The organism is Enterococcus sp. XAF26B05_ASV22 (assembly GCF_056727285.1).
Genome location: NZ_CM161538.1, coordinates 1,546,236 through 1,558,366 on the forward strand (window position 1 = coordinate 1,546,236; position 12,131 = coordinate 1,558,366).

General features: G+C 29.1%; 8 protein-coding genes. All 8 read left to right on the forward strand.

The features are described 5' to 3' along the window. The first annotated feature begins 68 nt into the window (after positions 1 to 68). The 8 genes from AC1PU0_RS07700 to AC1PU0_RS07735 all read left to right on the forward strand — a co-directional run bounded on the left by AC1PU0_RS07700 (position 69) and on the right by AC1PU0_RS07735 (position 12,126). Positions 69 to 473 carry a sigma-70 family RNA polymerase sigma factor gene (locus tag AC1PU0_RS07700; RefSeq protein WP_206849867.1) on the forward strand — a complete coding sequence of 135 codons (405 nt, stop codon included), beginning with the start codon at positions 69 to 71 and terminating at the stop codon, positions 471 to 473. A gap of 87 nt (positions 474 to 560) precedes the next feature. Next, entirely contained in the window at positions 561 to 749 is a 189-nt protein-coding gene (locus tag AC1PU0_RS07705; protein WP_206849868.1) for a helix-turn-helix domain-containing protein, read from the forward strand. Positions 750 to 907: 158 nt separating this feature from the next. Then, positions 908 to 1,183: an antitoxin gene (locus AC1PU0_RS07710; protein ID WP_206849869.1), complete on the forward strand. Its 276-nt coding sequence runs from the start codon at positions 908 to 910 to the stop codon at positions 1,181 to 1,183. Further along, positions 1,176 to 2,006: a zeta toxin family protein gene (locus AC1PU0_RS07715; protein ID WP_206849870.1), complete on the forward strand. Its 831-nt coding sequence runs from the start codon at positions 1,176 to 1,178 to the stop codon at positions 2,004 to 2,006. The genes AC1PU0_RS07710 and AC1PU0_RS07715 overlap by 8 nt, the downstream gene beginning before the upstream one ends. Positions 2,007 to 2,360: 354 nt before the next feature. After that, the gene (locus AC1PU0_RS07720; protein ID WP_206849871.1) at positions 2,361 to 3,272 is read left to right on the forward strand and encodes a HamA C-terminal domain-containing protein; all 912 of its coding nucleotides are present in this window, start codon (positions 2,361 to 2,363) and stop codon (positions 3,270 to 3,272) included. Next, positions 3,273 to 5,453 carry a DEAD/DEAH box helicase gene (locus tag AC1PU0_RS07725; RefSeq protein ID WP_206849872.1) on the forward strand — a complete coding sequence of 727 codons (2,181 nt, stop codon included), beginning with the start codon at positions 3,273 to 3,275 and terminating at the stop codon, positions 5,451 to 5,453. It abuts the gene before it with no gap. Between the two features lie 661 nt (positions 5,454 to 6,114). Beyond that, positions 6,115 to 10,146, forward strand: a complete 4,032-nt coding sequence (locus AC1PU0_RS07730) for a hypothetical protein (protein WP_206849873.1) — start codon at positions 6,115 to 6,117, stop codon at positions 10,144 to 10,146. A 399-nt stretch (positions 10,147 to 10,545) separates the two neighbouring features. Beyond that, entirely contained in the window at positions 10,546 to 12,126 is a 1,581-nt protein-coding gene (locus AC1PU0_RS07735; RefSeq protein WP_206849874.1) for a hypothetical protein, read from the forward strand. Positions 12,127 to 12,131: the final 5 nt, after the last annotated feature.

The following is a 12,131-nucleotide window of genomic DNA, read 5'->3' on the forward strand; positions in this document are numbered from 1 at the left end:
TGATAGAATTATCCATTATACACATCTCCTTTTGAAAATAATGATTTCAATAGGAAGAAGTGTTTTGAATGAGTCAAAATAATGAACGAGTTAATGCACAGCTAACCAAGTATTTTGAAAAAGTCATTCGTCATGCAGCTATTAATTACTACAAGAAAAAATCACTCCGTCTTGAAAATGAAATTCTTGAAGAGGATACCACTATTATAGAATTGGTGAAACAAGATTCATTAAAGGAAAGAGGTGATTTTAATCTCTTTTCCCTGGATCTTCCGTTCTATGTTGAAGATGATAAACTAAATGAAGCTTTGACAAATCTAACTGTTAGAGAAAAACTTTTTTTGATAGAAAAATTTGTCAGCGACAAAACAGATCGTCAAATTGGTGAAGTCCTTCATATATCTAGACAAGGCGTCACAAATTTAAAGCTTCGATTGTATCAAAAATTAAGAAAATCTATCAAAAGTAACTAATGTTAAAATAATAAGTGTTGCTCGTTCTCCGCCTTTCCTTTGTTTTTAGAGAAATTAATTTATCTCAACAGAGGGAAGGAGTTAACCATGAAAAGCTTAAGCCAATTATTTATACAAGCAAAAAATGGAAGTGAACAAGCGATCGAAGAGCTGATTCTTAGATTCCAACCATTGATGCATAAGATGGCATGGAAGAGTGGCGAATATGATGAGGATTGCTATCAAGAATGTATGCTAGCTTTTGTCATTGCAATTGGGAAGTTTGAAATTCGATGATTTGACTGGTGAAAGGTATGCTGATTATAAGGTTGGTGTACCTCTCATTTATGAAAGAATTAAAGCTTAAAACACTTGGGGAAAAGCTAGGCTAGGTGTAGAATTTACTGTTTTATGTTATAATCAATCATAATAAACAAAGAAGGCTGGTGAGAAAAATGGATTATGAAAAAACTTTTAAGGTTGAATCACTAAATGAATTTTCTCGCAATGTCTACAATCGTGTATTGAGATATGTTGTGAAGCATCAGATTGATAGACAAAATAAAAATGACTTATACGCTGAGTTGCTGGATCAACTAAAAGGGATGCTGCAAATGAATCTATTTGAAATGTCAATGAATGATTTGGCTAAGGTTGAATCATATTGGAATACGATGGATGTATATACGAAATCTATAACTGATCAGAAGGCAGTTGAACAGTATGTCTAATTTTTATATAGACTATACCGAACAGCAGTATTCTTTAATTTTAGAAGATACCCTAGAAGCTTTAACACTCTCTAAAGTTCCAGCAGAGAGTCCAAAAGCTTTTTTACTTGGTGGACAGCCTGGAGCTGGAAAGACTGCTCTAAGATATGCAATCATGAAGGAAATTGGTACGAATGTAATTGTGGTGGATAATGATTCGTTTAAACAAGCACATCCAAATTTTGATGAAATTGTAGAACAATACGGGAAAGACTATGTGACACAAGTGACGCCATTTTCTAATCGTTTGACGGAAGATATTGTGGAGTACTTGAGTGACAAGAATTATCATTTGATTGTAGAAGGAACTCTAAGAACGGTAGAGGTACCAACAAGAACTGCTAGCTTGTTAGAAGCAAAAGGATATGAAATGAGTCTCTACGTCGTTGCTGTTTCAAAAGACTTGTCATATTTAGGGACACTTGCAAGATATGAATATCAGTTTTCTAAAGATGCTATAACGGCTAGAGAAACAAAAAAAGAGCATCATGATCTGGTTGTGCAAAATTTATCGGAGAATGTTTCGACTTTATATAAAGAAAATGTCTTTAAAACAATCAAGATTTTTGATAGAGAAATGAACCTATTGTACGATTTTGGACAGACACCTTTAAAGAATCCAAAAGATGTTTTAGAGCCAATATTAAGTGGAAAAGTAAAGGCTAATAGTCTTCTTTCTCAAATTCAAAAGACTATGCAGTTGATGGAGATAAATGGACATCAGAAATCAGAAAATTATAAAGAATTAATAACTAAATATAAATCTTTAAAAAAGCTATTCTAAGAAAAAACGAATAGCTTTTTTAAGGATTTATAAGGTGAGCAACAGTGGTATATTACTGGATTTTTATGAATAGAAAATGATTTTTTGGAAAAGTACGATATATTCTAGGGGAATTATACTTCATTAATTAGTTATACTATCATTCATAATTAAATAATAAGACTATTTCTAATAGCTTTAATCTTCATTAAATTAAGTACTTATTAATTTTATTTTATTACTAACTAATGGATATTTACTTTTAACACTTTTAAATATCAAACAATCATTTTGTGAACTTAATTATAAAGAAATCATTAAATATGGTAGAATGTATATAATAATTAAAAATTATTATTCAAGGGAGGTTTACTTTTGAGTAAACAGTACACTATTCATACTCCAGATGACCAACAAAGTCTTCATATCTTTCACATTGATTTTGATATAGATGATAGCGGGTCTATGGTTCAAATGGAGAGTAAATTTTATAATGAGCTTTTTAATGATATTCCAGATTTTGCTTTTGGTAAACATCAAGTTAATAAAAGACTTGCTTCTGGAAATGGAATAATACCAATTGTTCGAGAAGCTATGCAAAAAATTTATAGTATACCAGAGATTAAAGAAGCTAGTAGTTATTATACAGGAAATATAGATATTGAAGATAAGTATATTAAAAGAGGGGAATTCGGAGAATTAATATTATATCATTTGCTTCATGAATATTTTGGTGCAGATGCCTTGATATCAAAAATTTATTTTAAAGATAGTTTGAGTTTAGCACCACATGGGTTTGATGCTGTTCACGTAGATACTGAAAGAAAGAATCTTTGGTTGGGAGAATCTAAGTTATACAAAGATGGCAGTAGAGCTATATATGAGTTAATAAAGGATCTTAACGGGCATTTTAAAACTGATTTTTTTCATTCTGAGTTTACGATTATTTCTAACCGCGTTCAAGATGATGATGGAGAAGACAATGAATTTATAAAAGAATTGATCAATCCTGAAACTAAATGTTTAGATAAATTAGCCAATATAAAAATTGCATTATTTGCTGGTTATTCCAGTGATTGTATAAATAGTTGTAGTGATCCTGATAATGCTTTTTTAGATGAATTGAAGGCAGAAAGTCAAAAAATGCTGGATAGCTTGAGCAAAGGGAAAGAAAATCATCCTTGGAAAAATCATCTAGATATATATTTATTTTTATTGCCCTTAAAAAATAAAACTGATTTTGTTAAATCTTTACATCTAAAATTGATGGGAGGTCAGTATATTTAAATGAAATATGATATTCAAGAAATATTGAAATTTAATGAGTTAGAATCGATTCAAGACAGTTTTAATTTAGCGAAACTAGTTTCTTCTATGATAGATACTGAAAATGCACGTAATATAATAATCCATATTCTGGATATATGGGATAGAGTTAATGAGCAGAGTAAACCAATTTGGGTAGATTTAATTGAGCGAGCTGGATTTTATCCATATCTTAAGGAACATGACGATGAATCTTTAGGTATTCAAGCGAAAATACGTAAACAATGGTATAAATCACAATATTTAGAGGGTGTGTATTTTCATGCTAAACAAAAAATAATTGAACAAAAAATAATTGAGGGTAGAAATGTAGCAGTCAGTGCACCAACTAGTTTTGGAAAAAGTTTGATTATAGAAGAAATAGTAGCACAAAATAAATTTGATAATATATTAATTATTCAACCAACATTAGCTCTAATCGACGAAACTCGCAAGAAAATGAGTAAATATGCCGATTATAATATCATTGTTAATACTTTACAAGAAACCCATGAGAGAAATATTTTAATTCTTACGGCAGAGAGGGTTCTTGAGTATGAAAATTTGCCTGTAATTGACTTTTTTATTGTTGATGAGTTTTATAAGGTTAGTACTAGAAGAAGCGATGAAAGAATAGATGTTTTAAATATAGCTATTCACAAAATGTTGGCGTTTCAACCACAAGCATTGTTTCTAACACCATCAATAAATGCGTTATCTAATGATTTTATAATTAAATATGAGATAGACTTTTTGAAAACTGATTATTCTTTAGTAAATACTAATGTGCAGGAAATAAGGTTTAAAAATAGTGCTGAGAAAAAAAGTAAACTTTTTGAGATGCTGAGTAAAAACCCTGATCCTTCTCTCGTTTACATGTCATCTCCGCATAAAGCTTATACATTAGCAAACGAATATATGTACTATTTATCTGAAAAAAATATGTTAAATAAAAAGGCAATAGAATTACCTTTGGTTGAATGGATTGATAAAAATATTTCTGAAAAATGGAACTTGAAGTATCTACTTGATTCTGGAATTGGGGTTCATAATGGTGAGTTGCCAAGGCATGTCGTGACTAGTCAATTAGAATATTTTGAGGATAAAAAACTTAATGTTTTATTTGTTACTACTTCACTAATTGAAGGAGTTAATACTTCTGCTAAAACAATGTATATTTTTGAAACTACAAAAGCAAATACAACAATAGATTTTTTCGACTATTCAAATATAAAAGGACGAGCTGGTAGAATGAATAAGTATTTTACTGGAGAAGTATTTATTTTTGGTCGTATACCTGATGAAGAAGATTTTCAAATAGACGTGCCTTTTGTAGAACAAAAAAATATTTCAAATGAAATTCTTATCAATTTGGATGAAGATGAAGTAAAAGAAGAGCATAATGATAGGCTTAATGATTTAAAAAAAGATATTCCAGAAGAGCTTATGAATATTATTAAAAAAAATATAATTAATATTACAGGTCAAAAAGAGTTATATAGATATCTGGAAGATAATTACAAAATACTAAATTCAACATTAACTTGGGGAAGTATTCCAAATTATGATCAGTTATCAGGAACTTTATTATTAGCATACAAGTTTTTAGAAAATGAAAATACTCATGAAAGATATACAAATATGTTAGCAGCACGCTCGCTAAGTATAATTAATTCGCCTTCTTTAAAAACAGTTATTAATAAACAATATGATTATCAATATAATGTTGATATAAAAAATGTATTAAAAAAAGGACAAGAATTAAATCAAGATACTTTAAATGTAATTGATAAAAGAGCAACAGAGAAAGCTATAAAAGATATTTTATGTTTTGTGAGAAAGGATGCTGGATACACCATTCCTAAATTATTGAATGTACTTCAATCTATTCAAGAATATGTTTATATCCAGTACAATTTACCATATGGAGATTATGCATATTTTTCTGCTAGGCTAGAAAATGAGCAGGTGGATGAACGTTTGCGGATGCTGATAGACTTTGGAGTTCCTACAAGTGCAATTAGGTCAATTTCCAAACTAATTCCATTAAATCTAGAGAGTGATAAAGAAATTATAAGATATGTAAAGAGTAATTTTCAAGTTGTATCTCAAAATTTAATTGAATACGAAAAAAGGTTATTGCTTCTAGCTATACAGGTATAGTACGTAATACTTAGCATATTTTTTATTATTATATTCTTGCTTAATTAATAGAGTAAGCATGTTAGTTTAGATGAGCAGTTCAAAATATAAAGATAGAATTATGAAGTTAGATTGAGTAGAATAGTGTGTGTGAGAAGGAGTATACCGGATAAGAAATAAAATCTTGTCTGGTATTTTTATTGTTTCTACAGGACACCAATAAAATTGTAGTCAATATCAATCAATTTAAATTTTATGATTCTCAATTATTTACTGTAGAAAGTTGATTAAGTCAAAAATACACTAAAATAATTATATTAAATTATAATGCCGATGATAATTCTTATTAGTCAATATTATTTTTTTGTCTGATAAGTTTTGATGTCATGATAATTTCTTTAATTTGTGGAGAAGTAAGTTAGTTTTGTGGTAAAAAAATATAGATAGTTTATGGAGCCGTAAAAACGAAAACTTAATGTAGCTTTCAAAATATGAAATGAACAATAATAGCATTTCGTTAGGCTAAAAAATTTACTATAGAATCTTTTAAAATATTTTAGATAAAAGCTAAATAAATATATGTCATTGAAATTGAGTACAATTTGATAGGAATGATTTATAATTTAAAGTTTTTTACTACCATATTTGATATACTTGAGAAAAAGCAAAAAGGAGTGGCAAGATGGGAGAAAATCTATTTTCTAGATCTGATACTGGTGCAAAGGCTGCTTGGAAAGGTTTTTCATCACAAACAACGTATATTGCTTCAAGACTAATTAAACTTAAAGAGGACTTTGAATTTTGCCCTGAGCAAGTCGAAGATCTATTAATAAAGAAGAACGGAGTTGCTCATGAGATTGTCCAAGTAAAAAATCTTTCCACACCACTTTCTTTGTCAGACTTGAATCCAAATGAAGCTGACTCTTTCTTTAGAAGATGCTTGTCGTATAAAGAAGTCAATTCAAATATAGTTCTCAAAATTATCTCGTTTGGGAAAGTTGGACCGGAAATTGCCGGCTTTTGTGATATAGAATCAATAGAATTCAAACAAATCAGCTCTAAATTGAATAAAAGTGGCTACGAAGACGAAGACATAAATTGGTTAGGGCATCATTTATCTATTGAAGAAGTAGATGAAGATGGACTTATTGAAACTATTTACAACCAACTAACAGAAACTGTTGAAACTATGGTCTCTCCCAGAATATTTTTAGATGTCTTGACACAGTATGTAGCTAACCTTTCTAGATATTCTGACTCCACTACTAAAAATTTGTGGTATAAAAAAATTAGACAAATAAGTATTGAATTGGCATCTGTTAGGGGATTCGCAAAAGAATTTGGAAATTCTATACTTCCTATGACTGAATATAAACAAACTGAAAGCCTAGATAAGTTAAAAAAAGAATATGTGGCTGGAATTAATGCTCAGCCACAACATATACGCTTAGGGCTTGATGTTACCAGGGATTATTGGATAGATCAAATAGATAAATCTTTTAAAAATGAGAAAATAGTTGTTATAAAAGGAGCCTCTGGTCAAGGTAAATCATCTCTGTCATATCGATATTTATATAACTATTATTCAGAAAAAGACATTTTTTGTATTCAATCAGTTACTAATGAAGAACAAGCTCAGAATATTGCTATTGCTTTGAATGGTCTAGCAAAAGAACATAGCGATATTATCGTGTATTATGATATATCTCCTCAAGATACAAATTGGACTTGGATTTGCGAAAAATTATATGAATATGGTTCTGGATTCAGGTTGTTATTATCAATAAGAGAAGAAGATTATCGAAGAGCTAATGTTGATAATTCGAAAATACCAATTGAATATATAGATCTTAAATTGAGTGTTAAAGAGGCAGAGATTATTTTTAAAAGATATGAAAATAATGAGTTTCGCTCTTTTGAAGAAGCTTGGGATGCTTTCGGTGGAACTGGTCCATTAATGGAATTTACCTACATGCTAAGTCAAAGCCAAACCTTGAGAAAGAAGCTTGAGTCTCAAATAAATCGAATAATTACCAGTGAAGATTATATTGAAGAATGGCTTGTTTCTTTACTGGTTGTTAGTTATGCTGGAAAATTTAGTATTGATGTAGACACGCAAAAGTTATTCTCGAATATTAATGTCAAAAATAAATCGAAAATGATATTTATATTTGAAGAGGAATATCTAGTAAAAGTTTCTGATAATAGAAAAAAGATAAATACGTTACACGCATTAAGAGCTAGTCTTATTTGCGACATACTGCTAAATTACCTTCTTGTTACTGAAATCGATATTATTGATTTTGTCATGAACTCCACCAACACTAATATGTTCTTTTTGTTAGTGTCATATTTTTATGATAATAATATAAACAATGAGTTATTAAATATTTTAAGTAGTGTAAAGTATGATTCTTGGCAGTGTTACTCAAGTGTGATTCGTGCTATGCTTTGGCTGGAACTACGAAAATACTACTTAGAAAATAGAGACACTATATTTAGAATTGACAATCACTGTCCTGGGAAATTTCCAATTTTTTTATTAGGAGATGTTACAACATACTATCCACAGTTTGAAAGTGGTGAATTACTAGAAATTATACGTGAAAGTCAACCTGAGAGATTTCATGCAATTGAAGCAGATATTACTATTCTGAAAAGTAAAAAAATGAAATATAATTTTATTGACAATTTTATGAAGAACACCATAGACAATATACCTGTTTGTGATTTAGACACCACTGAAGAATTAAATGCAGCTGGTTACGGTCTTTTTTGGTTAGCTCTTAGAGGCTTAAAAGTAGATGAGTCGAAAGTTAGTTTACCGGATAGAGTTAAGGATAACAAAGAGCTTTTGGATTCTCTTCTAAACTTTAGTGTAGGTATTCAAAAGCAAGGGATGATGCAAATCTACCAATGTATTCATCCTTCTTTGTTAGAAAATCTTAAGATTAAATATGGAATTGTTTATATGATAGAAGAAGAAAAATCATATGATATATTTTGTCTCATGAATATATACGATGAAGAGAAATCAAAAATTCAATATGAAAATAGCTATATCATGTCAATAGTAAGTTCTTTTAGACGACTATCAATTGAAAAGGAAAATTATAATGTCAAATTAATTGGTGAACAAATTATTGATAATCTCGAAATTCCGGAAGTTATAAAAACGATTAAAGCTAGCAGTTTACCATGGCTATGGATTGTAGAGATTAATGGGTGGTTAATTAAACAGCACGATTATGATATGTTGCCAGATAATTGGGATGAAGTACATGATAATATTAAGATATGCATGAACCAAAATGTTGAAGTAATAAAAATGCTTGATCGTGGTCTAACTCATTTTTACAAAAAGAAGAACTTTTCTATATTAAATATGGATGAATTGTTAAACAAAGTTAATAGTGCTATGACTTGTTTGAATAATAGTTTTCTTTACTACCCAAAAGTTTCTGTTGATAAGTTTGGAGTTAATAACAATCGAGTTATTGTTGAAACTAATGACAATTCTATATCTGAAATTAAAGAGTCACTTAATTTTTCTGAATCTAGTACTAGTAATTACCAATTCAATCAAGCTTTTTCTGAATATAGAAGCAAGCTAAGTTCATTTTACGAGAACATGCATAAACTCTTAATTGAGCGCTTTAATGGGGAAGAAGTCTCACATCAGTCAAAATTATCACTTATCAACCTAGTAAATAGCGTTGATATTCTTTATACAGCTAAAAAGCTTTATAGAAAAGAATTTCGGATTCAATGTGAACTAATAACTACGGAAGATTATAATAATTTACTTATTTTTGTGGCTATTTGGTCTCACCTTTACGAATCTGAATTTAGGCTTGAACGAAATATGAGATATGAAAGAAAAGAATATTTAAAGAGATATCGAAAAAGAATAGCTAACTTTTTAGAAAGTAGAATACTTAAATATGATGGTGTTATTGATTGGAAGGTGTCTGATAATATAATAGTGAACGTAGATTACTCTGATCTGGAAAATATGTTCAAAAAGTTAATTGATGATTTCAATTTTATTTTTCCAGAGATTGATATTTTTTCTATTGAAAATATTCTATGGAAACAGTCTTTTAAGGCGATTATTATTGTTTCAAGACTTTTAGATTATAAAGTGCCCCCTAGCTATAAACTGTTAAGTGAAAAGTTTGCATTTATAGACGATATTGAAAAACTAATGATGATAACCAAACAAACGGATGAAATAAAGATTGCCCACCCATTACTCGACTCATTTTTTAAATACAATAGTTTACAGGCTGATTTACACATTTATTCTATATATACATGTCAAGTTAATCAATTTTTAGAGAATAAGAGAGAAAATCAAGGTTATGATGAAAATATTTTTGCTAATTGGAAAATTAATGTGAGGAAAGTCATCAGTGATGATATTTTGTCAGTAATATATAATAATGCGTTCTCTGTTGTAAGTGAAATTAATAAAGATGGTAACCAAGAGCTGAATGGTAAAATAAGTGATTTAAATACTTTAGTTGAAGGATTTAAAGCAGAACTAGATGGATTGCTTGTCACAAGTAGTATCGAAAAATGGAGAGACTTGATAAATCAACTTCATTTTTTATGTTCAGAACTAACCGATATGATTTCTTTTGATCTGGAAGAGCTACTAGTTACATCTAAAAAAAATAGAAAGATTGGAAATGATGAGAAAAGTTTATAAACAAAAGATTCTCTGCTTTCATTGTCTATACAAACAATGAAAGCAGAGGCGTTTATGAAAGGAAATTTTTGGAATTAAAAGTTCACGATTTGATAAATAAACATAACATTTCTTTAAGCGTGCCTTCTAGTTACATGGTATTGAAGTAGCAAGATTGAGTGAACTAGCGAATGGTAAAAGACAAAGAATACAAATTAATCATTTAATTAGAATTGGATCTAGATGAGATTATTCAGTTAAAGAATATTGATTAAATTTATCTGGATTGTGGTCTTATATAATGTATAATGGTGATGAAGATAAAATGTGATTAGATTATCCCAATATGGAAGAATAATTATTTTAGTGGATGCTATATTGTATTAACATATGAAAATGACTTGAAAGAAGGGAAATATATTGGAATATGAGGAGATAAAGAATTTTGAATTAGTACAAATTCAAGAAAAAAAACATCCCTTGAGTGGATTAGAAACAAAAGTTCTTAAAGAGATACTTGAATTTTACTATACGGGAAAGTTGTCAGTGACAAAAATAATTGATAAGTTTGAACTTGAAATTGATAAGGCTTCCAAATTTTCTGTGTATTTGCCATTTTTCTATACAACAAGAAAATGCCCTTACGATAATCGTTATCTAATTGCACAATTGCCGAGTAAATCTAGTTTAAAATATTTTTCCCCTGATATTCAATGTGAGAAGTGTGGTCATATTGAATATGATAAAGATAATAAGGAGTGTAGTTGTATTAATTGTCAGTCAAAAAAAGAAAATGATAAAAAGAAAGTTTCATCTATTATCCATGATATCTATTTGGATAGTGAAGTTGAACTTCAAGATGTAAATATTTTTGACAGAGTGAATATTACAGCGCTATTTCAAATTAGCAATTTGGAGTTTAATTGTTTAGTGCCACAATATAAAACATATACGGAATCAGTAAATGGCTTTACACTGGAAACCCTTAGGGATTTAATAGATAAGGATATACTGAAAGTCTCTGAACAAACTCCAATAGAAGTCTTTTCAAAAATTACTGATACAAGTTTTTCTTATAGAGTAGATGAAACACTCTTTTCATTAAATATAGTAAGCGAGCGTTATAGCAGAATAGAACTTTTTGAAAAGTTAAAGTATTTAGATGATATTGAGTTAGTAAATTCTAAGGAATATATTTATTTGTGGAAGAGTTACGTTATTCAGGAATTACTTAAGATATTTAGATTTGAAATGAACAAGCTGGGATTTTCTAGAGAATTGGATGATGAAGAAAAAGAAAAGGTACTTTGTAATGCCTTTGATGGGTGGCTTAAATTATATTCCCCATCACAAGTCTATGCGTTATTATATAAATCAATAAGAGATGCAGACAATGCGAGAACAACTGGGACTATTGGTAACTATAAGTATCATGAAATTAAGTTTATTATTGTACTCGTTGATAAAATGATTATTAAGTACGAGAAGGAAGGTTGGGAAGTTAAGAGCTATGATTATCCAAATCAATTAGAATCAGATATACAAACAAAACTGTTTTTTGTGAATGTTATTAAGGAAAAAAATTGGTTTGACTCAATTATTCCAGATTGGAGTCAAGTTACTTTTGAGAAAATTAGTACAAGAAATAGCATTATTATGAATATAGATAAACTAGAACTCCAAAAAATAGATGATTTTTTAGAAATAACGATTCAAACAGCTGAATACTTCTACCTCATGCCTTATGGATTAGTAGTAAAGGATGGGCTTGTTGAGTGCTTGTTTGCAACAAGTAAAGATTTAAGGGGATATTTAGATATTTTAAAAGAGTCTGGTCGAGTTGAAAAAGAGTATACTGGTGAAAGTATTGAAACACAAATTTCACATAGTTCAAATCTTTATGTCAATGGAAGTTATTCATCAAATTTAATTTATCTTGCAATTAAGATGTTGATAGAGAATAGGGTTCCATCTATTGATGAATGGAAAAATAGTAATTAAAAAAA

What these genes read in the sequence shown, in the direction of transcription:
- AC1PU0_RS07700 (WP_206849867.1), top strand. Translation starts at nt 69, where the DNA reads ATGAGTCAAAATAATGAACGAGTTAATGCACAGCTAACCAAGTATTTT.
- AC1PU0_RS07705 (WP_206849868.1), top strand. Translation starts at nt 561, where the DNA reads ATGAAAAGCTTAAGCCAATTATTTATACAAGCAAAAAATGGAAGTGAA.
- AC1PU0_RS07710 (WP_206849869.1), top strand. Translation starts at nt 908, where the DNA reads ATGGATTATGAAAAAACTTTTAAGGTTGAATCACTAAATGAATTTTCT.
- AC1PU0_RS07715 (WP_206849870.1), top strand. Translation starts at nt 1,176, where the DNA reads ATGTCTAATTTTTATATAGACTATACCGAACAGCAGTATTCTTTAATT.
- AC1PU0_RS07725 (WP_206849872.1), top strand. Translation starts at nt 3,273, where the DNA reads ATGAAATATGATATTCAAGAAATATTGAAATTTAATGAGTTAGAATCG.
- AC1PU0_RS07730 (WP_206849873.1), top strand. Translation starts at nt 6,115, where the DNA reads ATGGGAGAAAATCTATTTTCTAGATCTGATACTGGTGCAAAGGCTGCT.